This window comes from Pseudomonas sp. TMW22080 (assembly GCF_022496745.1).
In the GTDB taxonomy this organism is placed as follows: domain Bacteria; phylum Pseudomonadota; class Gammaproteobacteria; order Pseudomonadales; family Pseudomonadaceae; genus Aquipseudomonas; species Aquipseudomonas bubulae.
On record NZ_SCFF01000003.1, the window covers coordinates 575,811 to 599,506 of the forward strand.

23 protein-coding genes are annotated in these 23,696 nt (G+C 58.0%); 8 read left to right on the plus strand and 15 right to left on the minus strand.

Going from position 1 to position 23,696, the window contains the following annotated elements:
• Nucleotides 1-43 precede the first annotated feature (43 nt).
• Nucleotides 44-565: a GspH/FimT family protein gene (locus EQV96_RS12955; protein ID WP_240043139.1), complete on the plus strand. Its 522-nt coding sequence runs from the start codon at nucleotides 44-46 to the stop codon at nucleotides 563-565.
• On the opposite strand, the gene ispH is transcribed toward EQV96_RS12955, so the two are convergent.
• The 6 genes from ispH to murJ all read right to left on the minus strand — a co-directional run bounded on the left by ispH (nucleotide 562) and on the right by murJ (nucleotide 7,951).
• Complete coding sequence (gene ispH, locus EQV96_RS12960; RefSeq protein WP_094999344.1) at nucleotides 562-1,509, minus strand: 4-hydroxy-3-methylbut-2-enyl diphosphate reductase; 948 nt, start codon at nucleotides 1,507-1,509, stop codon at nucleotides 562-564. The genes EQV96_RS12955 and ispH overlap by 4 nt on opposite strands.
• Before the next feature lie 65 nt (nucleotides 1,510-1,574).
• Nucleotides 1,575-2,012 (minus strand): FKBP-type peptidyl-prolyl cis-trans isomerase, encoded by a 438-nt coding sequence (gene fkpB, locus EQV96_RS12965; RefSeq protein ID WP_086795845.1) that lies wholly within the window; start codon nucleotides 2,010-2,012, stop codon nucleotides 1,575-1,577.
• Complete coding sequence (lspA, locus tag EQV96_RS12970) at nucleotides 2,005-2,523, minus strand: signal peptidase II (protein ID WP_094999345.1); 519 nt, start codon at nucleotides 2,521-2,523, stop codon at nucleotides 2,005-2,007. The genes fkpB and lspA overlap by 8 nt, the downstream gene beginning before the upstream one ends.
• The gene (gene ileS, locus EQV96_RS12975) at nucleotides 2,516-5,347 is read right to left on the minus strand and encodes an isoleucine--tRNA ligase (RefSeq protein ID WP_095018377.1); all 2,832 of its coding nucleotides are present in this window, start codon (nucleotides 5,345-5,347) and stop codon (nucleotides 2,516-2,518) included. Before ileS ends, lspA begins: the two co-directional genes overlap by 8 nt.
• A complete protein-coding gene (gene ribF, locus EQV96_RS12980) occupies nucleotides 5,344-6,294 on the minus strand; it encodes a bifunctional riboflavin kinase/FAD synthetase (RefSeq protein WP_094999347.1) in 951 nt (316 codons plus the stop codon). Before ribF ends, ileS begins: the two co-directional genes overlap by 4 nt.
• 118 nt (nucleotides 6,295-6,412) lie before the next feature.
• Nucleotides 6,413-7,951, minus strand: coding sequence for a murein biosynthesis integral membrane protein MurJ (gene murJ / locus EQV96_RS12985; RefSeq protein WP_095018378.1), 1,539 nt, complete (start codon nucleotides 7,949-7,951; stop codon nucleotides 6,413-6,415).
• Between the two features lie 250 nt (nucleotides 7,952-8,201).
• On the opposite strand from murJ, the gene rpsT reads away from it, so the two are divergent.
• Complete coding sequence (gene rpsT, locus EQV96_RS12990; protein WP_003443902.1) at nucleotides 8,202-8,480, plus strand: 30S ribosomal protein S20; 279 nt, start codon at nucleotides 8,202-8,204, stop codon at nucleotides 8,478-8,480.
• A gap of 274 nt (nucleotides 8,481-8,754) precedes the next feature.
• On the opposite strand, the gene EQV96_RS12995 is transcribed toward rpsT, so the two are convergent.
• The 5 genes from EQV96_RS12995 to rplU form a co-directional block, all read right to left on the minus strand.
• A complete protein-coding gene (locus EQV96_RS12995) occupies nucleotides 8,755-9,216 on the minus strand; it encodes a CreA family protein (RefSeq protein ID WP_094999349.1) in 462 nt (153 codons plus the stop codon).
• 14 nt (nucleotides 9,217-9,230) lie between these two features.
• Nucleotides 9,231-10,349 carry a glutamate 5-kinase gene (gene proB, locus EQV96_RS13000; RefSeq protein ID WP_019824017.1) on the minus strand — a complete coding sequence of 373 codons (1,119 nt, stop codon included), beginning with the start codon at nucleotides 10,347-10,349 and terminating at the stop codon, nucleotides 9,231-9,233.
• Nucleotides 10,350-10,472: 123 nt separating this feature from the next.
• Entirely contained in the window at nucleotides 10,473-11,699 is a 1,227-nt protein-coding gene (gene cgtA, locus EQV96_RS13005) for an Obg family GTPase CgtA (protein ID WP_094999350.1), read from the minus strand.
• A gap of 197 nt (nucleotides 11,700-11,896) precedes the next feature.
• Nucleotides 11,897-12,172, minus strand: coding sequence for a 50S ribosomal protein L27 (gene rpmA / locus EQV96_RS13010; RefSeq protein WP_003443913.1), 276 nt, complete (start codon nucleotides 12,170-12,172; stop codon nucleotides 11,897-11,899).
• Between the two features lie 34 nt (nucleotides 12,173-12,206).
• On the minus strand, nucleotides 12,207-12,521 hold the full coding sequence (rplU, locus tag EQV96_RS13015) for a 50S ribosomal protein L21 (RefSeq protein ID WP_007901869.1): 315 nt from the start codon (nucleotides 12,519-12,521) through the stop codon (nucleotides 12,207-12,209).
• Between the two features lie 240 nt (nucleotides 12,522-12,761).
• On the opposite strand from rplU, the gene EQV96_RS13020 reads away from it, so the two are divergent.
• The 3 genes from EQV96_RS13020 (at nucleotide 12,762) to EQV96_RS13030 (ending at nucleotide 14,657) form a co-directional block, all read left to right on the plus strand.
• Nucleotides 12,762-13,730, plus strand: coding sequence for a polyprenyl synthetase family protein (locus tag EQV96_RS13020; protein WP_095021257.1), 969 nt, complete (start codon nucleotides 12,762-12,764; stop codon nucleotides 13,728-13,730).
• A 122-nt stretch (nucleotides 13,731-13,852) separates the two neighbouring features.
• Nucleotides 13,853-14,194 (plus strand): zinc ribbon domain-containing protein YjdM, encoded by a 342-nt coding sequence (locus EQV96_RS13025; protein ID WP_094999352.1) that lies wholly within the window; start codon nucleotides 13,853-13,855, stop codon nucleotides 14,192-14,194.
• A gap of 190 nt (nucleotides 14,195-14,384) precedes the next feature.
• Nucleotides 14,385-14,657, plus strand: a complete 273-nt coding sequence (locus EQV96_RS13030) for a hypothetical protein (protein ID WP_094999353.1) — start codon at nucleotides 14,385-14,387, stop codon at nucleotides 14,655-14,657.
• 62 nt (nucleotides 14,658-14,719) lie between these two features.
• Here the strand turns inward: EQV96_RS13030 and EQV96_RS13035 are convergent, their stop codons facing one another.
• Together EQV96_RS13035 and EQV96_RS13040 are read right to left on the minus strand one after the other, a co-directional pair.
• A complete protein-coding gene (locus EQV96_RS13035) occupies nucleotides 14,720-15,337 on the minus strand; it encodes an FKBP-type peptidyl-prolyl cis-trans isomerase (protein WP_016779413.1) in 618 nt (205 codons plus the stop codon).
• A 124-nt stretch (nucleotides 15,338-15,461) separates the two neighbouring features.
• On the minus strand, nucleotides 15,462-15,950 hold the full coding sequence (locus tag EQV96_RS13040) for a TIGR00645 family protein (RefSeq protein WP_016779412.1): 489 nt from the start codon (nucleotides 15,948-15,950) through the stop codon (nucleotides 15,462-15,464).
• A gap of 142 nt (nucleotides 15,951-16,092) precedes the next feature.
• Between EQV96_RS13040 and EQV96_RS13045 the strand changes: the two genes are divergently transcribed.
• Nucleotides 16,093-17,925, plus strand: a complete 1,833-nt coding sequence (locus tag EQV96_RS13045; protein ID WP_095024964.1) for a hypothetical protein — start codon at nucleotides 16,093-16,095, stop codon at nucleotides 17,923-17,925.
• An 8-nt stretch (nucleotides 17,926-17,933) separates the two neighbouring features.
• Here the strand turns inward: EQV96_RS13045 and EQV96_RS13050 are convergent, their stop codons facing one another.
• Nucleotides 17,934-18,245, minus strand: a complete 312-nt coding sequence (locus tag EQV96_RS13050) for a hypothetical protein (RefSeq protein WP_094999355.1) — start codon at nucleotides 18,243-18,245, stop codon at nucleotides 17,934-17,936.
• A 315-nt stretch (nucleotides 18,246-18,560) separates the two neighbouring features.
• Nucleotides 18,561-20,999, minus strand: a complete 2,439-nt coding sequence (locus EQV96_RS13055; protein WP_094999356.1) for an ATP-binding protein — start codon at nucleotides 20,997-20,999, stop codon at nucleotides 18,561-18,563.
• A gap of 273 nt (nucleotides 21,000-21,272) precedes the next feature.
• Here EQV96_RS13055 and EQV96_RS13060 point away from each other — a divergent pair, with 273 nt between their 5' ends.
• Nucleotides 21,273-21,761 (plus strand): DUF3015 domain-containing protein, encoded by a 489-nt coding sequence (locus EQV96_RS13060; protein WP_029611228.1) that lies wholly within the window; start codon nucleotides 21,273-21,275, stop codon nucleotides 21,759-21,761.
• 79 nt (nucleotides 21,762-21,840) lie between these two features.
• A complete protein-coding gene (locus EQV96_RS13065; RefSeq protein WP_094999357.1) occupies nucleotides 21,841-23,694 on the plus strand; it encodes a DUF4105 domain-containing protein in 1,854 nt (617 codons plus the stop codon).
• Nucleotides 23,695-23,696: the final 2 nt, after the last annotated feature.

The window sequence follows — 23,696 nt, forward strand, 5'->3', positions numbered from 1 at the left end:
GCTATACAGAGAAAACACACTTGAACCGTCCAGGGAGGACGCTATGCATCAACGTGGCATGAGTCTGATCCAGCTGCTACTGACGCTGACGATCGTGGCGCTTACGGCCCGTTTTGCCAGCCCGGCCTATAGCGCCCTTGTCGAGCATCATCAGCGCCAGATCACTGCCGAACAACTGGCCAGCAGCCTGCGCAATGCACGCGCACAAGCACTGCTACGCCAACAATTTGTGGTGGTTTATCCGTACGAAGAAGATTGGAGCCGAGGCTGGAGGACGATTCTGGACTTGAGCGGCCAAGGCCATCTGGACAAGGGCAACCCGGTGCTGGTCGAGTCACAGGGCAGTGGGCGCATACCCATTGCGGGCAATACACCGGTTAAACGGTATGTGCGCTTCAACCCGCTGGGCGAGCCACAACTGATTGGAGGCGCCTTTCAAGCCGGGACACTGCATGTTTGTCAGGCAAGGACTGCACAGAGCCACTATCAAGTGGTGCTGGCCAAGAGCGGGCGCATCAGCCTGCGCAGCGATAAAACTGCACAGGCCTTATGCAGGCACGCTTAGGTAATGGCGCGAACGCGCAACTCTTTGGGCATGGAGAACGTAACATTCTCTTCACGGCCGGCCAGCTCGTCGGCACCGGTTGCGCCCCAGGCATGCAGCTGTTGAATCACGCCACGTACCAGTACCTCTGGGGCCGATGCACCGGCGGTGATACCGATGCTGTTTACGCCGTCGAACCAGCTTTTTTGCAGGTCTTCAGCACCGTCGATCAGGTAGGCGGGGGTCTGCATACGCTCCGCCAGTTCGCGCAGGCGGTTGGAGTTGGAGCTGTTCGGGCTGCCAACTACCAACACGACATCGCACTCATCAGCCAGTTGCTTGACCGCATCCTGACGGTTTTGCGTGGCATAGCAGATATCGTCCTTGCGCGGTCCGCCAATGGCCGGGAAGCGCGAACGCAGGGCGTCGATCACACGACTGGTGTCGTCCATCGACAAGGTTGTCTGGGTTACAAAGGCCAGTTTTTCCGGGTCTTTGACCTGCAGGTTCGCAACATCCTTTTCATCTTCGACCAGGTAGATCGCGCCACCATTACTGGCGTCGTACTGGCCCATGGTGCCTTCGACTTCCGGATGACCGGCATGACCAATCAAAATGCACTCACGGCCATCACGGCTATAGCGCGCGACCTCAATATGCACCTTTGTCACCAGCGGGCAGGTCGCGTCGAACACCTTGAGACCACGCCCGGCAGCCTCTGTACGCACGGCCTGGGAAACGCCGTGGGCACTGAATATCACAATGACGTCGTCCGGCACCTGATCCAGCTCTTCGACGAAAATAGCGCCACGGGAACGCAGGTCTTCAACGACAAATTTGTTGTGCACCACTTCGTGGCGAACATAGATAGGCGGACCGAAAACTTCCAGAGCACGATTGACGATTTCAATCGCACGGTCCACCCCGGCGCAGAAGCCACGGGGGTTGGCGAGTTTGATATGCATGCTGGGCCTCGTGGGACGCGCAGAAAAATAATGCCAATCAGGCCCGGCCGCAGCCGGGCACTGGATTACAGCGCTTGAACGTCTTTGATTTCCACGTCGAAGGTCAGGGTTTTACCTGCCAGCGGATGGTTGAAATCAATGGTGACTTGCTCGTCATCGAACTCTTTGACCACACCCGGAAGCTCGGTATTGGCCGCATCGTTGAAGATCACCAGCAAACCTTGCGACAACTCCATGTCCTTGAACTGCGAACGCGGAATGATCTGCACGTTTTGCGGGTTAGGCTGGCCAAAGGCGTTTTCCGGAAGAATCTCCAGTGTGCGCTTGTCACCCGCCTTGAAACCGAACAACGCCGCTTCAAACCCTGGCAGCAAGCTGCCATCACCCACCTTGAAAGTGGCCGGGGATTTGTCGAAGGTGCTGTCAACGGTGTCGCCATTTTCCAGACGCAAAGCAAAATGCAGAGTGACCTGCGTGTTCTGACCAATACGCTGCTCAGTCATGAGCGGGTTCCTCGGGCTTTTTACTTTTGAACATATCCAGTGCCAGCATCACGGCACCTACGCAAATCGCACTGTCGGCGAAGTTGAACGCAGGGAAGTACCAGCGATTTTGCCAATGCACCAGAATGAAATCGACCACATGACCGTAGACAATACGGTCATACAGGTTACCCAGTGCGCCGCCCAGAATCAGGGCAAGGGCAATGGCCAACCAGGTGTCATTGCGCCCCAGACGCTTGAGCCAGACCACCAGCACGGCACTGACCACGACCGCGATCAGGGCAAACAGCCAGCGCTGCCAGCCGGCACTGTCCGCCAGGAAGCTGAAGGCCGCACCGGTGTTGTAAGCCAGGGTCCAGCTGAACAGGTCGGGAATCACCACAATCTGCTGGTACATCTGCAGCGAATTGTCGAAGTAGACCTTGCTGGTCAGGTCAATGACCAGGACCAGCACAGTCAACCAGAGCCAGCCCAGGCGCCCGAAGCGCCCGGTAGTGCTGGTATTAGGCATAGTGACGTACCTCACCAGCGCCGCTGATATTGTCTACACAACGACCGCAGATTTCAGGGTGCTCGGGGTTAACGCCTACGTCTTCACGGCAGTGCCAGCAACGGGCGCACTTGGCATGGGCCGACTTGACCACCTTGAGTTTGAGGCCAGCCACTTCGGTAACCACGGCATCTGCTGGAGCCTGCGCAAAAGGCGCAACGCTGGCAGTGGAGGTGATCAACACGAAACGCAGCTCGTTGCTCAACTTGGACAAATCAGCAGCCAGCTGATCTTCGGCGAACAAGGTCACTTCTGCTTGCAAGTTACCGCCAATGGCCTTGGCTGCGCGCAAGTTTTCCATTTCCTTGTTGACCGCAACCTTGACCGCCATGATTCGCTCCCAGTAGGCGCGATCCAGTTCGGTGCCTTCCGGCAGTTCAGTCAGGCCTTCGTACCAGGTGTTGAGCATGACCGATTCGTTGCGCTCGCCCGGCAGGTACTGCCACAACTCATCAGCGGTGAACGCCAGGATCGGAGCGATCCAGCGCACCAGCGCTTCAGAGATGTGGAACAGCGCGGTCTGGCACGAACGGCGAGCCTTGCTGTTGGCGCCGGTGGTGTACTGGCGGTCCTTGATGATGTCGAGATAGAAACCGCCCAGCTCCTGAACGCAGAAGTTGTGCACCTTGGAGTACACGTTCCAGAAACGGTATTCGCCGTAATGCAGCTCCAGCTCACGTTGCAGCAGCAACGCACGATCCACCGCCCAACGGTCCAGTGCCAGCATTTCTTCGGCAGGCAGGATGTCGGTGGCTGGATTGAAACCGGTCAGGTTCGACAGCAGGAAGCGTGCGGTATTGCGGATACGTCGGTAGGCGTCCGCACTGCGCTGCAGGATCTGGTCGGAAACCGCGATTTCGCCCGAGTAGTCGGTCGAGGCAACCCACAGACGCATGATGTCGGCGCCCAGGGTGTCGTTGACCTTTTGCGGTGCAATCACGTTGCCCAGCGACTTGGACATCTTGCGGCCCGCTTCGTCCACGGTAAAACCGTGGGTCAGCAGCTCGCGGTACGGCGCGTGGTTGTCGATGGCGCAACCGGTCAGCAACGACGAGTGGAACCAGCCACGGTGCTGGTCGGAGCCTTCAAGGTAGAGGTCGGCACGCGGGCCGGTCTCGTGACCCATCGGGTGCGAACCGCGCAGAACATGCCAGTGCGTGGTGCCCGAATCGAACCATACATCCAGGGTATCGCTGATCTTGTCGTACAGCGGCGCTTCGTCGCCCAGCAGCTCGGCAGCATCCAGCTTGAACCACGCCTCGATGCCTTCGACTTCAACGCGCTTGGCCACTTCTTCCATCATTTCGACGGTGCGCGGGTGCAGCTCGCCGCTTTCCTTGTTCAGGAAAAACGGGATCGGCACGCCCCAGTTGCGTTGACGCGAGATGCACCAGTCCGGGCGGTTGGCGATCATCGAGTGCAGGCGCGCCTGACCCCAGGCCGGAACGAACTGGGTGTCTTCGATCGCTTGCAGCGCACGGGTGCGCAAGGTATCGCCATCAGTCGGCTGCTTGTCCATACCGATAAACCACTGGGCGGTGGCACGGTAGATCAGCGGCGTCTTGTGGCGCCAGCAGTGCATATAGCTGTGGCTGATGGTCTCGGTGAACATCAGCGAACCGACTTCGATCAGCTTGTCGATGATGTTCTGGTTGGCCTTCCAGATGAACTGGCCACCGAAGAACTCCAGCGACGGCACGTAAACGCCATTGCTTTGCACCGGGTTGATGATGTCGTCGTTGACCATGCCATAGGCTTTGCAGGTCACGAAGTCGTCTACGCCGTAGGCTGGAGCCGAGTGAACCACACCAGTGCCAGCACCCAGCTCAACGTAGTCGGCCAGATAAACAGGCGACAGACGGTCATAGAACGGGTGACGGAAGTTGATCAGTTCAAGCGCTGAGCCAGTGGTGGTGGCGATGACCGAACCCTGCAGGTTGTAACGCGCCAGACTCGATTCGACCAGTTCTTCAGCCAGTACCAGCAACTTGTCGCCCACGTCGACCAGCGCGTAGGTGAATTCCGGGTGTACGTTAAGCGCCTGGTTGGCCGGAATGGTCCACGGGGTGGTGGTCCAGATCACGATCGAAGCAGGTTTGCTCAGTGCCGCCAGGCCAAAGGCCTCTGCCAGCCTGGCTTCGTCGGCAACCGGGAAGGCAACGTCGATGGCCGCAGACTTCTTGTCCTGGTATTCAACTTCAGCTTCAGCCAGGGCCGAACCGCAATCGAAGCACCAGTTCACCGGCTTGAGGCCCTTGAACACAAAACCGCCCTTGACGATCTCAGCCAAAGCACGGATTTCACCGGCTTCGTTTTTGAAGTCCATGGTTTTGTACGGGTTGGCGAAATCACCCAGCACACCCAGACGGATGAACTCGGACTTCTGCCCCTCGATCTGCTCGGTGGCGTAGGCACGGCACAGCTCGCGGGTTTTATCCGCGCTCAGGTTTTTACCGTGGGTCACTTCGACCTTGTGTTCAATCGGCAAACCATGGCAATCCCAGCCCGGCACATACGGCGCGTCAAAACCCGACAGGGTCTTGGAGCGGATGATCATGTCTTTCAGAATCTTGTTCAGCGCATGACCGATATGGATAGTGCCGTTGGCGTACGGAGGACCGTCGTGAAGTACGAACTTCGGACGATCCTTGCCAATCTCGCGCAACTTCCCGTACAGGCCAATGCTGTCCCAGCGCTGCAAAATTTGCGGTTCGCGCTGTGGCAGGCCGGCCTTCATTGGGAAGGCGGTGTCCGGGAGGTTTAGCGTGGCTTTGTAGTCGGTCATTTCAGGCTCTTTTTAAGCGGTTGACCCAGCCAAAAGGCTCGGGCGGCGGCGACGTCCGCATTGATCGCCGTCTTGAGCGCCTCCAGGGAGGCGAAACGCTGCTCATCACGCAGCTTGTGGTGGAATGCCACGTTCAAACGCCGACCATACAGATCGCCGGCGAAATCCAACAGATGTACTTCAAGATGGGCGCTGCCATCCCCTGCTACGGTTGGCCGCACGCCGATATTGGCGACGCCGGGCCAGGTTTTACCGTCGATCTCGACGCTGGCCAGGTACACCCCGGTCAACGGCACACGACGACGCTTGAGCTGGATATTGGCGGTCGGCGTGCCCAACTGGCGCGCCAGTTTTTGCCCGTGCAATACCCGGCCAGCGATTTGAAAAGGGCGCCCCAGCAAACGCTCTGCCAGGGAGAAGTCGGCACTGGCCAGAGCATCACGCACCTTGGTGCTGCTGATGCGTACGCCATCAAGCTCAACCGTTTGCGCCGCCTCGACGGTGAAACCCTGCATCTGGCCAGCCTGCTGCAAAAAGTCAAAATCGCCGACGCGATCGCAGCCAAAACGGAAGTCGTCACCGACCTCCAGATGCTGCACGCCCAGGCCGTCGACCAGAATGGTATCGACGAATTCGGCGGCGCTGAGCTTGCACAGACGTTGATTGAACGCCAGGCACAGCACCCGGTCGACTCCGGCGTCTGCCAGCAGTTGCAGCTTGTCGCGCAACCGGGCCAGACGTGCAGGAGCCGTATCCGGGGCGAAGAATTCGCGCGGCTGCGGCTCGAAAATCACCACGCAGCTGGGCACGCCCAACTCCAGTGCACGCTCACGCAGCCGGCCCAGGATAGCCTGGTGACCACGGTGTACACCGTCAAAGTTGCCAATAGTGGCGACACAGCCCCGATGCTGGGGCCGCAGATTGTGAAGGCCTAGAACCAGCTGCATAACGCGCTTCTTGCTCATAAAGTGGTCGATTATAACCACACCCGGCCCAGTACGACAGGCAACAGCGCAAGGCAAATCGGGTCAATTCGACAAAATCGACGTCTGACCCGTCATTAGCTTACATAAGTGACTTGCGGGCGAAATCCTTCAAACGCAGCCCCAACAGCAGCAGCATACCGAAATACGCCAGCACGCCCGCGACAACCAAGCCGCCCAGACGAATAAAGCGCTCCAGCATATTGCCGTGATCCCAGGCCGGCATCAGGTGCATCAAGCCCAGCAATACCGCCGACATCACGGCTACGGCCAGCACCAGCTTGAACAGGTATTTGGTCCAGCCCGGCTGGGCGACAAACAGCTTTTGCCGGCGCAACTGCCAGAACAGCAGCCCGGCATTGATACAGGCGCCTACGCTGATGGCCAACGCCAGCCCCGCATGCTGCAACGGAACGATAAAGACCAGGTTGAGCAACTGCGTCACCACCAGGGTGAATACCGCTATTTTGACTGGCGTGCGAATGTTTTGCTGTGCATAAAAGCCTGGCGCCAACACCTTGATAATGATGATTCCGAGCAGGCCCAGCGAATAAGCGATCAATGCACGCTGGGTCATGGCCGCATCCAGCGCCGTGAACTGGCCGTACTGGAATAGCGAAACGGTAAGCGGCTCGGACAGGATGGCCAGCGCCAGGGAACATGGAAGCACCAGCACAAAACACAGGCGCAAGCCCCAGTCGAGAATACGCGAATACTCCTGACGGTCTTTGTTGGCGTAGGTCTTGGACAGGGTTGGCAGCAGGATGGTGCCCAGCGCCACCCCCAGCACTCCTGAAGGCAACTCCATTAGACGGTCCGCGTAGTACATCCATGACACCGATCCAGCCACAAGGAATGAGGCAAATATCGTATTGATGATCAGAGAGATCTGACTGACCGAGACCCCAAGGATGGCTGGCAGCATCTGTTTCATCACCCGCCACACGCCGGTATCGCGCAAATTGAGCCTTGGCAGCACCAGCATGCCGATCTTTTTCAGGTGTGGCAGTTGAAACAGCAACTGCGCCAGACCACCCACCAGCACGGCCCAGCCCAGAGCCATCACCGGCGGATCGAAATACGGCGTCAGGAACAACGCAAACACAATCATGCTGACGTTAAGCAGGGTCGGCACAAAGGCCGGCACCGCAAAACGGTTCCAGGTATTGAGGATCGCCCCCGCCAGGGATGACAGCGAGATCAGCAGGATATAAGGGAAGGTGACCCGCAGCATGTCGCTGGTGAGCTCGAATTTTTCAGGGGTCGTGGCGAACCCCGGGGCCGTTGCCCAGATGACCCAGGGGGCCGCCACCATGCCCAGCACGGTGACAATCGCCAGCACCAGGGTCAAAAGCCCGGCGACATAAGCGACAAAAGTGCGGGTCGCCTCCTCGCCCTGCTGGCTTTTGTACTCGGCCAGAATCGGCACAAAGGCCTGGGAAAAAGCGCCCTCGGCGAAGATCCTGCGCAGCAGGTTTGGCAGTTTGAAGGCAATAAAGAATGCATCCGTGGCCATTCCGGCACCGAAGGCACGGGCAATAATGGTGTCGCGAATGAAGCCCAGAACCCTGGAAATCATGGTGATTGAGCTGACGGCAGCCAACGACTTGAGCAAATTCATTGAAAGAGTTTTTGCCTATAGAGAAAGAGCAGGCGAACAAAGCGCCCACTTATGCGATACTGCGCGCCGCAACAGCACAGAGCCAAGCTCGCGAGTTTACAGGTCAAGCGCCGGAAATAAATATCCCGTCTGCCTCGATCCACCACTCAGCGGATCGCATCAAACGCCCTTGACAAGAGTTCTCGTCATCGGCATGATTCGCGGCCTATTTTGTTTGTTATTTCCCAAAAGTCTTTCGAGGAGCTCGACGGTGGCCAACACACCTTCCGCCAAAAAACGTGCAAAACAGGCTGAGAAGCGTCGCAGCCACAACGCCAGCCTGCGTTCCATGGTTCGTACCTACATCAAGAATGTAGTTAAAGCCATCGACGCAAAAGACGCTGCTAAAGCGCAAGCTGCTTATGTTCTGGCTGTTCCTGTTATCGACCGTATGGCCGATAAAGGTATCATCCACAAGAACAAAGCTGCTCGCCATAAGAGCCGCCTGAATGGCCACGTCAAGGCGTTGAACCTTGCGACTGCTGCTTAAGCGATAAGCTTTTTAAAAAACCGACCTTAGGGTCGGTTTTTTATTGCCTGCGATTTAAGCGACACCCTTGTAGCAGCTGCCGAAGGAACGAGGCTGCGTTCGGTTGCGCAGCGACCGCAAATATTCAAACCCAAGCTTGTCTGACACACAGCAAAACCCGGTTTTACGACGGCTCCGCCGCCGAACGCAGCCTCGCTCCTTCGGCAGCTGCTACAGAGCCGGTAAAATCCGCACAATAAAAAGCCGCGACCAGCGCGGCTTTTCTTGAAGAGCGTTACTCGTGTGGCCACGGCAAAATCGGGATTGCCGTTACGGCATTCTGCGGACTGCCTTCGATCAAGCGGTCGCTGTACACCAGATACACCAGCGTATTACGCTTTTTATCCAGGAAACGCACCACCTGCATGGTCTTGAAGACCAGCGAAGTCCGCTCCTTGAACACCTCATCACCCTCTTTCAGGTCACCCTTGAAGCTGATCGGCCCGGTCTGACGGCAGGCAATCGACGCCTCGGCGCGGTCTTCAGCCAAACCCAGACCACCTTTCATGCCACCCGTCTTGGCACGAGAAAGGTAGCAAGTCACGCCATCTACCTTGGGATCATCGAATGCTTCTACGACGATACGGTCATTAGGCCCGACAAATTTGAAGACCGTCGACACCGAGCCAATTTCTTCCGCCGAGGCCATTAGCGGCATCGCCAACATCAAACCCAATAAACCGCCAATCAAGCGCATACCACACCTCAAATTCAAACCAGAATCAGGTTATCGCGATGAACCAGCTCAGGTTCCGCCATATAACCCAACAAGCCGACAATCGCATCCGACGATTGCCCGATAATTTTTTGCGCCTCGGCAGCACTGTAGTTCGCCAGGCCACGAGCGATCTCCCGCCCGTCCGGCGCGACGCACACCACCATCTCGCCACGACGGAAACCGCCCTGAACCGCCTTGACCCCTACAGGCAACAGGCTTTTATTGCCCTTGGACAAGGCCGCCACAGCGCCTTCATCCAGCACCAGCGTGCCACGGGTCTGCAAGTGCCCGGCCAGCCACTGCTTGCGCGCAGCCAGCAGGCCACGCTCCGGGGACAGCAAGGTACCCAGTCGCTCGCCCGCCTTGAGACGATCCAGCACCCGCTCCAGACGCCCACCCACAATGATCGTGTGCGCACCGGAACGCGCCGCCAGGCGCGCCGCACGCAACTTGGTCTGCATGCCGCCACGCCCCAACGCACCACCGGTACCGCCTGCCACTGCATCCAGCGCCGGATCATCGGCACGCGCCTCGTAGATCATCTTGGCATCAGGATTGTTGCGCGGATCAGCATCAAACATGCCGTCGCGATCGGTCAGGATCACCAGCAGATCAGCCTCGACCAGATTAGCCACCAACGCGGCCAGCGTATCGTTGTCACCGAAGCGGATTTCGTCCGTGACCACCGTGTCATTTTCATTGATGACCGGGATCACGCCCAATTCCACCAGCGCACGCAGGGTGCTGCGGGCATTGAGGTAGCGTTTGCGATCAGACAGATCGTCATGGGTCAGCAGGATCTGCGCGGTATGCCGGGAATGCTCGGCAAAGCTCGACTCCCAGGCCTGCACCAACCCCATCTGACCAATAGCCGCAGCAGCTTGCAGCTCGTGCATGGCACTCGGTCGCACCGTCCAGCCCAAGCGGCTCATTCCGGCCGCAACCGCACCCGAAGACACCAGCACCAGCTCTACGCCAGCCTCGTGCAACGCCACCATCTGTTCAACCCAAACGCCCATCGCCGCGCGATCCAGGCCCTTGCCATCCGCTGTCAGCAACGCGCTGCCGATCTTCACGACCCAGCGCTGCGCACCCGTCACCTTGCTCCGCATCATCATCCAACCTATGCCTGAGAGCAGCGCGACCGAGCGCCACCCATGGAATTATTTTTGATTACCAAATCGTAGATGCTAAAACGCCGCTCATTGAGCGGCGCTGTAGTTTACTGCAACGAATCAGTCGCGGACGTAAATGATTTCCGGACCATCTTCATCATCAACATCTTCTTCGTCCCAGTCATCTTCACCGATGTCATGGACGCTCTTCACGCCGCTGCGACGCAGGGCACGCTTGTCATCCAGCGCCTGCAACTGCGCACGCGCTTCATCTTCGATACGCTGATCCAGCTCGGCCAACTCTTGCTTGTAGGCAGGGTCAGCAGCCAGACGATCAGCACGATCTTCCAGATAACGCATGATGTCGTGGCACAGCTTTTCGGTACCGATCTTGGCAATGGCCGAGATCACGTAAACCGGGCCAGTCCACTCAAGGCGATCAACCACTTCCTTGACGCGCGCTTCGTGCTCGTCTTGTGGCAGCGAATCGCACTTGTTCAGCACCAGCCAACGATCACGCTCAGCCAGCGACGGGCTGAACTTGGTCAGTTCGTTAACGATGACTTCCGCGGTATCAGCAGCGCTCTCGCTACCCTCAACCGGCGCCATGTCAACGAGGTGCAACAACAGACGGGTACGCGCCAGGTGCTTGAGGAAGCGGATCCCCAGGCCAGCACCATCGGAAGCCCCTTCGATCAGACCCGGAATATCGGCGATCACAAAGCTCTTCCAGCGATCCACGCTGACCACACCCAGGTTTGGCACCAGGGTGGTGAACGGATAATCCGCCACTTTTGGCTTGGCCGCAGACACCGAACGAATAAAGGTACTTTTACCGGCATTCGGCAAGCCCAACAGGCCAACGTCAGCCAACACCTTCAACTCCAGTTTCAGGTCACGCTGCTCACCCGGCTTACCCGGTGTGGTCTGGCGTGGCGCACGGTTGGTACTGGATTTGAATCGGGTATTACCCAGACCGTGCCAACCGCCATGCACCACCAGCAAACGCTGGCCGGCCTTGGTCAGGTCGCCAATGATTTCCTGGGTGCCAGCGTCGATCACGGTAGTGCCGACCGGAACACGCAGCTCCAGATCCTCACCCTTGCGACCGGTGCAATCCGTACTGCCGCCATTCGAGCCACGCTGGGCGTCAAAGTGACGGGTGTAACGGTAGTCAACCAGGGTGTTGAGGTTTTCGTCGGCGACCATGTAGATCGAGCCGCCATCACCGCCATCACCACCGTTTGGCCCACCGTTTTCGATGAACTTCTCACGACGGAAACTCATGCAACCGTTACCACCGTCGCCTGCTTTTACTTTGATCGATACTTCATCTACAAACTTCATAACAAAACGCGCCTCTCGTCATCAGGACGAGCCGATAAAAACCAAGACATAAGACTCTTGCAAAAATGAGCGCAGCGACCTCAATCAACGACCGTTAAATCCAGCGCCAGCAGCCCATACAAACAGTTTTGCAAGAGACTCACCCCACAAACGAAAAAGCCCCGTCGCAAGACAGGGCTCTTCCAGCTACCAAGCTATTACGCCGCGACGACTGCAGTCTTCGGAACGATGCTTACATAGCGACGACCGAAGGCGCCTTTAACCTGGAACTTGATCACGCCTTCCACTTTCGCGAACAGGGTGTGATCTTTGCCCATACCAACGCCGTAGCCAGCGTGGAATTGGGTGCCGCGCTGACGCACGATGATGTTGCCCGGAATGATAGCCTGGCCGCCATACATCTTCACGCCAAGGCGTTTGGCTTCTGAGTCGCGACCGTTACGGGTACTACCACCAGCTTTTTTGTGTGCCATGAGTCAATTCTCCTAGTGAGGAATTAGGCTGAAATTAAGCCTGAATACCGGTGATTTTGATCTCGGTGTACCACTGGCGGTGGCCCATACGCTTCATGTGGTGCTTACGACGACGGAACTTGATGATGCGGACTTTATCGTGACGACCTTGGGAGATCACTTCAGCCACAACAGTGGCGCCAGGTACAACTGGAGCGCCGATGTTCACGTCATCGCCATTGGCGACCAACAGAACGCGATCAAAAGTTACGGATTCGCCGGTAGCGATTTCCAGTTTTTCGATCTTCAGGTATTCACCTGGAGCTACTTTGTATTGCTTGCCACCAGTAACGATTACTGCGTACGACATGGTATTTCTCCGATAATCCTGCTCACCCAGCGCTTTATAGGTAAAGGTATTGGCTGGCATGGCTGCATGGGGCTGGAACGGCCCAGATGCAATTGCGTAAGGCAGGTGCTGCCCAGGAAGTTCAGGGTGCGCGATTGTACGCAAGGCAAGTCAGGCTTGCAAGGGGCCGTCCATCCGCCTTGACAGGCCCAGCCCCCCGACCTAGCATGCCGCGCAACCCTTCTGGAGCACCTGTCGCTGATGCAACCCCAAGCTTTCTACCGCGCGGTGGCGGACGATTTTAGCGCCGTCGATGGCATCATCAAGAAGCAGCTGACTTCACGCGTACCGCTGGTCTCAAAAATCGGCGACTACATTACTTCGGCCGGCGGCAAGCGCCTGCGTCCTTTATTAGTGTTGCTGTGTGGCAAGGCCCTGGGTCGCGAAGGCGACGACTTGCGCCTGCTGGCCGCCACCATTGAGTTCCTGCACACCGCCACCCTGCTGCACGACGACGTGGTCGACATGTCGGGCATGCGCCGTGGCCGCAAGACTGCCAATGCTACCTGGGGCAATGCCCCCAGCGTACTGGTCGGCGACTTTTTGTACTCGCGCTCCTTCGAGATGATGGTTGAGCTGGGCTCGATGCCAGTGATGAAAATCCTGTCGCAAGCCACCCGCATCATCGCCGAAGGCGAAGTATTGCAGCTGTCCAAAGTGCGCGACGCCAGCACCACCGAAGAAACCTACATGGAAGTCATCCGCGGCAAGACCGCGATGCTGTTCGAGGCTTCGACCCACAGCGCTGCAGCGCTGGCCGGTGCCACGCCAGAGCAGAGCGAAGCGCTGCGCACCTTTGGCGATCACCTGGGCGTGGCATTCCAGCTGGTGGACGACCTGCTCGACTACCGTGGCGATGCCGAAACCCTGGGCAAGAACGTCGGTGACGATCTGGCCGAAGGCAAACCGACCCTGCCGCTGATCTACACCATGCGTGAAGGTACGCCTGAACAGGCAGCCCTGGTGCGCAAAGCGATCCAGAAAGGCGGTATCGAGGACCTGGAGAGCATTCGCGAAGCCGTTGAGGCCTCTGGTTCCCTGGACTACACCGCCCGGCTGGCTCGCGACTTCGTGGCCCGCGCCATTGTGTGCCTCGAAGCCTTGCCGCCAAGCGAATACCGCGATGCGCTGGTTGAGCTGAGCGAGTTTGCTGTAGCACGCACGCACTGACTGCCTGTGGGAGCGGGCAAGCCCGCTCCCACAGGGTCAATCTGCCCCGCCATTACCCGCCTCGCACTAAAACCCTATACAATACGTGCCTTTTAGCCATCCTGACTCTTAAGGAGCTTTGAGTGAGCACGTTGCCACCCTGCCCAAAATGCAATTCCGAATACACCTACGAAGACGGCGCCCAGCTGATCTGCCCGGAATGCGCCCACGAGTGGTCTGCCAGTGGCGACGCTGAAACAGCCGATGACGTGAAAGTCTACAAAGACTCCGCAGGCACCGTACTGACCGACGGTGACACCATCACCGTGATCAAGGACCTGAAAATCAAGGGTACTTCCCTGGTGGTTAAAGTGGGCACCAAGGTCAAGAATATCCGCCTGTGCGACGGCGACCACGATATCGACTGCAAGATCGATGGCATTGGCCCGATGAAACTCAAATCCGAGTTCGTACGCAAGGTCTGATTCTGCTGCATGCCTTCCTGTGCCCTGCGCAGGAAGGTGCTACACCCTCCCCCGCCCAGCAACATCAAAAAGCCAGCAACCTTGATCCCCAGCAGTTCTAACGCAGAAAGATCAGAAATCCGCCAATAGGCACTTGCTATTAATTGAATAAGAATTATTCTCATTGGTATTCATCAAGGAGATGACGACCATGACTTATTTAATTGATGCCTGGCTGGACCGTCCACACCCTTATCTGCGAATCCTGCATCGGGAAACCGGGGAAGTCTGTGCGGTACTGGAAGAAGAAGCACTAAGCGAGCTACAGGATCAGGGCGACCTGGATTTCAACGGCCTCAATTCCAGCGAGCCGGTGGTGCTCAAGGAGTTGGTGCGCAATCTGTTTCTGTTCTGCTATGCCCGGGCATTGCGCCCTTGCGGCACGACTGACACTCACCCGCACCACGCCAAGATACAGATATGACGGCACCGGTGTAGCTGCGGGTTTGCCAGCAAACCCGCAGCCAACGTTAAAACGCGGGGTTCTTACAGAACGTCCAGCAGCTCTACGTCGAATACCAGCACGCTGTGCGGAGCAATGCTGCCAACGCCTTGGGCGCCGTAGGCCAGTTCGCTCGGCACGTAGATGCGCCATTTGCTACCGGCGTTCATCAGTTGCAGGGCTTCAGTCCAGCCAGCGATCACGCCGCCAACCGGGAATTCAGCCGGCTGACCACGATCGTAGGAGCTGTCGAACACAGTGCCATCAATCAGGGTGCCGTGGTAGTGAACACGTACGGTGTCTTCACGGGATGGCTTGGCGCCTTCACCCGCGGTTACCACTTCAAATTGCAGGCCGGAAGCCAGGGTGGTGATACCGTCTTTCTTGGCGTTTTCAGCCAGGAAAGCCTTGCCTTCGCCCGCAGCAGCTTCTGCCTTGGCAGCGGCTTCAGCTTGCATGATCTCGCGGATCACCTTGAAGCTAGCCGACATTTCTTCCTGGCCTACACGGCTTTCCTTGCCTGCGTAGGCGTCAGTCAGACCAGCCAGGATTGCATCCAGGCTGATGCCAGGTGGCGGGTTGTCGCGCAACTGGTCGCCCAACTGGCGGCCAATGCCGTAGCTGACGCGGGTTTCGTCGGTCGACAGATTTACTTCGGACATAACACTGCTCCGCTGTGGAGGGGCCGGAAAGAAGCCGCGTCAACCGCGACCCCGAACACCCTGAACCAAAAAAGGGCCAGCAGACTACCACAGCCCCCAAAGCCTTCGCAGCCCGGGGTTGGCTTCAGTGTTTGGTCAGCTTGTCCAGATAGCCCATTGCAAACGCCGACACCACAAAGGTCATGTGAATAATCACGTACCACATCAGGTACTCGGTCTCGATATTGCGCGCGTCCATAAACACCCGCAGCAGGTGGATCGACGAAATGGCCACAATCGATGCCGCGACTTTCATCTTCAGCGAGGTGGAGTCCATGGTGCCCAACCAGCTGAGCTTCTCCTTGTGCTCGTCGATATCCAGTTGCGAAACAAAGTTCTCATAACCGGAAATCATCACCATGACCAGCAAACCGCCTACCAGCGCCATGTCGATCAGCGACAGAATGACCAGGATCAAGTCAGACTCAGTTAGCGCAAACACGTTGGGGATTACGTGAAACACTTCCTGAAAGAACTTCAATGCCAAAGCCAGCAGGCCCAGTGAGAGCCCGAAGTAAATAGGCGCCAAAATCCAGCGCGAGGCGTACATTGCGTTTTCGATAAAGCGTTCCATTGAATCTCACAGGCTATTACAAAATGGGCGCGAGTATATCAGTGCGAAAAGCACTGTGTTAAAGGCTTGGAAACAGCCTGTAAAAACATTTTCTGCTAGTGTCCACCCTCTCAGCATTGTTTACGGACAGGAAAACCGAACCATGGATCTGCGATTCCCCCTGGCTTGTTTTGGGCTTTCGATGGCTTTGCTCGCTGTCGGCGGCTGCTCTCCTGACGACGAACATCAGCAGGCCAGCCTTGAGGAACGCAGCGCAGCGTTCGAACAGAGCCTGGACGGGATCAAGGATCAGCAGCTCAAGGATGCTGTGGCCGACCTCGGCGGCTCCTTGTTGTTGCTCGAACGGGCACGCCTCAAGCTGCAAGACAAGCCGATAGAAACCGAATACGGTGCCGACGACCTGGCGGTGCTCAAGCACTACCCGAGCAGCCAGGCGCTTACCGATACCTATATCAACGGTTTGTTTGTACTGCGCAAAAATACAAGTTCCGATTACCTGACGGACCTGGAGCCGGTCTTCCCGTTCCCGCTTAACAGTGCATCCGAGTTCCCGTTCCCCCATGCGCTGGAATGGCAGTCGGTAACCCTGAGCAACAAGCAAGAGGTGCCTTTTGCGCCGGAATGGTCCGAGAGCGATCCCGGCATCCAGCTGAGCCCCTCCAGCGCCAACCTGAGCAACCCTGACGACCTGACCGTCACTTACCCCTATATCGACGGGGTTGAAACCGCCAACACCCAACAACCTCAACCCCTGACACTGCACGGCAAAGTCGAAGTCATCGCGCCGGGCAAAGTGGTCAATTTCAACCTCACTGCCAAGGACGTGGGTAAAACCAGCACCCACGGCACGATCAGCGTAACCCTGCTGGCACTGGGCAAGAACTTTGCCGAAGTGGATATCGTCAACAGCGCTGCACTGGCCGAACAAGTGCGTGACACCCCGCTCAATCCGCTGATCATCCAGGCCCGCGACCGTACCGGGCAGTTCCTGACACGCTCAGGCTCAATCAACGAAAACGCCGAACAACTGGCGTTTTATCAGCAGCAATTGGCCGAAATGCTCAAGCAAACTGCCTGGAGTGACGCTTTCGAGCAACAACTGGATAACGAGCAAAAGGCCTTCGATCAGCAGCACCCGCATCACTACAGCAAGGTGTACTTCAACGGTACAGTGGAAAATGTCGACATCAACGTGCTCGATTTCTCCACCGCCAATGTCACCCGCAAGTCCCTCGACCTGCCTGTGCGCACACTGGACAAAAACGTGCTGGGCAAAGACATACAGCCCCTGCCGCTCAACGTCGTGGTGTATGACGATCAGGCCGCCAACTATTTGAAAGACGCCACGCTGGCACCCGAGCAACTGGAAAAAAGCGTGGTGATCAGCCAGTCGGTGGACGATGCCAGTGCCGCGTCCCTTGAGTTCAGCCACCCTGCCACTTTCAACGGTGAAATGCTCGGTACGCTCCCGGACACGTCTGACGCGCCGGTGACCTTTTTTGCTGAAGACGACAACGGTAATCGCAGCGAGCCACTGGAACTGCCCGCCGAAGCCTTCGATGTGGACCCGCATGCAGGCGTTATCACCTACGACCTCAACCTGTTCCCCGAGACGCCAGCCTATGCGGTGGGCTCAATCCCCCTGTTTATTGCCGACATCGACAAGCAAGAGCTGGATATCACTCGCCTGCCCAAAGGCCTTGAACTCAAGGGCAATGCCCTGATCGTTGATCAAAAAGTGTTCCCGGCCGAGGCCTGGCGCTTTTATGCCAAGGACGACACGGGTAATTATCTGAAGGAAGTGGCCGCAGTCAGCCATAGCAGCGAACCCGATGGGGCGGCCGTATTTGACGTGCACTACTTTTATGGCCAGCCGACCCGACTGGAAAGCTATGCCCGCACCGCGCTGAACCCTGTCGAGTACGGATTTGAAGTCAAACTCGACAAAGCCCCTGAAGCCAGCACGCCACAATAAAACGCTGCCTAGCCGTGGCAACGCCCACCATTGATCTGCCGCAACTGGGCCTGCACATGCAGGCACCAGATCTGCGGGTCGTTGGCGAGTTCATAACCATGCAGGGTCAGGCTTTCAACGATTGATTCAAGAATGGTTTCGGCCACGAACGGCCCGGGAAACGGGCCCTGCGCCTTGATCGTTGAGGGTTGTTCGCCTGCCAGGCCGGCGGCGAAGAGCAGTGTCCACATCCCGTTGTTGCCTGCCAGCGGTCGAATGCTGCATTCAATACGGGTCACCAGGCCCAAGCATTGGCGAGTAAGGCAAAGGTTGCGCGACATGACGGCGACCCTCGGTAGAGTCTGTCTTCAGCCGCAGACTACGGGCTGCATCGATCCGGTGACGACAGTGGTGTCCATGACCTGAGAATAGAAGAAAATTTGCGTATGAAAAGTCACCAATGACCAACGGCTTGCCCAAGAGGGGCGGGTAGCCCTTGCCGGGGACGACGTCCAGTGGCAAAGCGATCGTGAATACGCCAATTGCTACAGGAAAACCTCAACTGTGGGAGCGAGCCTGCTCGCGAAGGTCGTTCGCGAGCAGGCTCGCTCCCACAGAAGGGCTTGACCGGCAACTGAACATTCACAGATTCAGGATCAGGCCGGTTTTTTCGCTGCCAGGGCTTCCGCCAGCAACTCCTTTTCGGCTTCCTTGAGGTCGTCGTCGTTGATCATTTCAGCAATCACCCGCAACCGCTCGACTACCCGGGCATTGACGCTGCCTTCCGGGAATTGTCCCTCTGCATCCGGCTCTCCCGCAGGCTCACCCACCAGCAAACTCAGGGCCTCATCGGCCTGACGCACGGCATAGACGTGGAACTTGCCATCACGCACTGCCTGCAGCACCTTCTCGTCCAGCATCAGGGTAGCCACGTTGGCCTGCGGAATGATCGCGCCCTGCTCGCCTGTCAGCCCGCGTGCTTCGCAGAGTCGGAAGAAGCCTTCGATCTTCTCGTTGACCCCACCCACGGCCTGCACTTCGCCGAACTGGTTGATCGAGCCGGTAATGGCAAAACACTGCTTGAGCGGGGTTTTTGACAGTGCCGAAATCAGCGTACAGGCCTCCCCCAGCGACGCACTGTCGCCATCGACATAACCGTAGGACTGCTCCAGCGCGATGCTGGCCGAAATCGCCAGCGGGAACTCCTGGGCATAACGGCTGCCCAGGTATCCGGTCAGAATCATCACGCCCTTGGAGTGGATAGGCTGCCCCAGGTTAACTTCGCGCTCGATATCGACAATACCGCTGCCGCCCGGATACACCGTGGCGGAAATCCGCGCAGGCACACCAAAGGCCGAGTCGCCGACTTCCAGCACCGTCAGGCCGTTGCACTTGCCCACGGCCGCGCCATCGGTATCGATCAGGATGATCCCCGCCAGCATGTCATCCAGGATACGCGCCGAGACTCGTCCGGTACGGGTGGCCTTGGCCTTGAGCGCACGCTCGATATGACCCGCATCGGTCATTTCATCGCCCGCCAGGTGACGGATGAAGTCCGCTTCGCTGACCAGTTGGAACAGATCGCCAATACGCGCCGACAAACGTCCCTGGTGCTCGGCCAGACGCGCGCTGTAGGTCGCCAGCCGCGCCACCGCACCGGCGGTCAGCGGTGCCATGCCTTCTTCCGAAGTGCGTGTCGTGAGCAACTGGGCAAACTGCTCAAGGCTCTCATCAACCATCGGGATATCTTCGTCGAAGTCCACCAGAACCCGGAACATTTCCTGGAAGTCCGGATCCAGGTCCTGCAGCGTGTAATACAGCTGGCGGGCACCGATGATGATGACCTTGACCTGCAGGGGGATGACCTGCGGGTTGAGCGTCACGGTGGCCAGGCGCCCCATTTCGCCCAGCGGCGACTCCATCTTCAGCTTGCGTGATTGCAGGGCACGCTTGAGAGCATCCCAGACAAAAGGCTCGCTGAGCATTTTCTCGGCTTCAAGAATCAAAAAGCCGCCATTGGCACGGTGCAAGGCGCCCGGACGCAACTGCCGATAAGTGGTGTAGAGCGCGCCCTGGTCGGTGCTGTATTCGATACGGCCAAACAGGTTGTCGTAGGTCGGGTGCGGCTCGAACACTACCGGCGCACCGCCGCTTAGCGGCTGCCCTACCACCAGGCTCGGCAGGTACTGCTCTTCGAGCAGCTTGCGCGCCTGGGCGTCGGTCTTGCTGTCGTCGACCAGTTGCTCGACCACGGTTTTCAGCAAGTAAACCTGCATCGCCTGCAGATAACCGCAAACCGCGGCATTTTCGGCGTATTTTTGCGACAACGGCGACAGCAACGGCTGCAAGGCCAGGGTGATGGTTTCTTCGTTCAGTTGGCGCAGCTGATTGTTCGACTCACGCTTCCACTGCGGCAGACTGGCCAGCTCTTCGTTCAGTCGCTCCTCCAGCTCGGAAATATCTTCATGGAAGCGTTCGCGATCAGCCTCAGGCAATTGCGAAAACTCGGCCTCATCCAGCGCCTTGCCATCACTCATCGGCGTAAATGCCACGTTGCTGCTGTCGCGATAGAGCGCCACGCCTTTTTCCAGGGCCAGACGCTCGATCACATCCAGCGCACGGTCGTAACGCTGATTGAAGCCGCGGTCGATCGCGCTTTTGCGTTGTTGATACGTCGGGTGTTCAAACACTGCCGGGAAGGTCGCCAGCAGGTTGTCGATCAAGTGATTGATATCGCCAATAAAGGCACCAGCGCTACTGGACGGCAGCTCCAGGGCTCGCGGCTCACGGGGCTCATCGAAGTTGTTGACGTAGACCCAGTCGCTCGGCGACTTCAGGCGCTTGCCCTCGGCCTTGAGGTAGCGTTTGACGAACGAGAAACGACCGGTTCCCGGCTCGCCCATGACAAAAACGTTGTAACCCGGACGTGGCATGGCCACGCCGAACTGCAAGGCCTCGACCGCACGTTCCTGGCCGAGAATGCCGCGAAAAGGCTCCAGATCATTGGTGTTCGAGAAGCTGAACTGTTCAGCAGAAAAAGGACGGGTTAGCGCATCAGGCGCTAGACGCAAGCTGGTGGCAACAGAATCAGGCATCGGGCTTCCTTACATCGGGCGGGGCAGATGGCAGCATTCTGGCGCTGGCTGTACATCACTGGCAAGGCGAACAACACGGGAAAGCACGCCCCCCAATGTTTAGGGGCCAAAAATGTGCAGCAACAGCGATTGTTTTACAAAAAGCCACGGAACCCCCCGATCGTGCCTAGACTCCAAGCTGTTACGCGGCTGGACGGTATAACCGGCCCGTACTGGCGCTTCAGGGCCAGAAACCCTTGTCCATTGGTTGCATACCTATAGAGAACAAAGCTTATGAAACGGATTCTTCTTGGTACTCTCTTTACAGTTGTTTCCCTCAACGCCATGGCCCAGGCACCGGGCGGCCCTAACTGCGGTTGGGGCAACATGCTGTTTGAAGGCCAGCGCGGCACTCCTGCCCACTTCCTGGCATCCACCACAAACGGCACGTCCGGCAACGCCACCTTCGGCATGACCTCCGGCACCAACGGCTGTACCACCAAGGACGCCCTGACTTACGGCGGCAAATCGTGGATTGCCATGAATGGCATGATGAACGAGCTGTCCGAAGACATGGCCAAAGGCAATGGCGAAGCACTGACCACCTACGCGGTGGTACTGGGCGTCGCCCCTGAAGACCGCGAGCATTTCGCCGCCGTCACCCACGAGCACTTCCAGCAAATCTTCAGCAAAGCCGATGTCACGGCTGAAGACGTACACAGCAATACTCTGGCCATCCTCAAGGGCGATGCACGCCTGGCCAAATACGCCACCGCGGCGTAAGTAAATGAGACCCGCCCGCTCCTCTCGGAGCGGGTATTCTCCTGCTTCACTTCTCTTCGTCTGACAACAGTTGCCGAACATGCTCAAACGCCTTGCCTATCTGGCGCTCTGTGCCTGCGCCCCGCTGTATGCCGCACCCCATATCGACGATCAACGTGTGCAGCAGTTGGCCAACGACCCTTTCTGGATTTCGCTGGGGCACTACGAAGCCGGCAAGCTGAGCGGCTGGCGAAGCTATGTCAGCGACGACAAATTCTTTCTCGCCGCCGAGGGTGCCCATCACCCTGATGCCGAACTGCGTGCCACGGTTGAGGCGTTGTATGCGCCCTTGAGCCTGGGCGACAAACACCCGCAGTGCGTGTACCCGGCCCGTACCCGCTGGCTCAAGGCCCAACTGAATCTGACCGACCTGCCCAAGGCCGAATGCGCAGAGTTCAGCCAATGGTTCAAGGACGTGGCACCCCACAGCACGGTGATGATTTTCCCGGCGGCCTACCTCAACAGCCCGTCCTCCATGTTCGGCCATACCCTGTTACGCATCGACCAGGCCGATGTGCAGGACAACAAGACCGCCCTGCTCAGCTACGCGATCAACTTCGGTGCCTATATCGAAGGTTCCGACAACAGCATCCTGTACGCCTGGAAGGGCTTGGCCGGTGGCTATCCGGGCCTGTTCGCCCTGGTGCCCTATCAAGAGAAACTCTCGGAGTACCGGAGCCTTGAAAACCGCGACCTGTGGGAATACCGCCTTAATCTGACACCCGAAGAAACCCAACGCATGGTTGAACATGTGTGGGAACTCAAACAGATCCAGTTCGACTATTTCTTCTTTGACGAAAACTGCTCCTACCGCCTGCTGGAGCTGCTGCAAGTGGCCCGCCCGGGCCTGCAACTGACCACCCAGTTTCCGCTGACCGCGATCCCCACCGACACCGTGAAAGCGGTCAAGGAAGCCGGACTGGTTGAAAGTATCGAGTACCGCCCGTCCCGCGAACGGGAGCTGCTGGACCGGGCCAAGGCCCTCGATCCAGAAGAGCAGCAATGGGTATTGCAGGTCAGCGCCGATCAGGCCCAATTGCAAACCCCGGCCTTCAAGGCGCTGCCCAAAGCGCGCCAGGCGCTGATTATCGACGCGGCTTACCGGCTTGAACGGTACCGGGCCAATGGCCTTGAGCGCGATCCTGCACGCTCGCAGCGCAGTTTCGAACTGCTACGGGCGATCAATCAGAACCCCGCGCCAGAACTGCAAGTCGACAAACCCGAACTGCCTGAAAACGGCCACGAGTCGCGCACCTGGCAGCTGGGCGCCGGTAGCCGTGACGACAAGGCCTTTGCCGAATATGGCCTGCGCATGGCTTACCACGACCTCAACGACAACGCACCGGGCTTTCCCCTGGGCGCGCAGATTGAAATTCTGCAACTGAAACTGCGCCAGTACGAAGGCAACAAGTGGCAAGTGCAACAACTGGACCTGGCCAATATCCGCTCCCTGACCCCGCGCAATGACCTGCTGCAACCCTGGTCATGGCAAGTGGGCGGCGGGCTGGAACGGGTACTCGGCAAACATGGCGACGAAAACCTGGTCAGTCATGTCAATGGCGGTGCAGGCGGCACCTGGCAATTGGCGGACAATATGCTCGGTTTCGCTCTCGGTACGGTACGCATCGAGCACAACAACGACTTCGCGGCGTTTGTATCACCGGCAGCGGGCTTCAATACCGGGCTTCTTTGGCGTAACCCGGTGGGCAACCTGAGCCTGGAAGCCAAGGGCGACTACTTCACCAACGGTGAAGTCCGTCGTAGCCTGAGCCTTAATCAGCAATGGGAAGTTTCGCGAAATCTTGGTCTGCGCCTGAGCGCACAGCGTGAGTTCAGCAAACTGACCACCCCTATCAACGAAGTGATGCTGGAGCTGAAGTGGTATCACTACTAAGG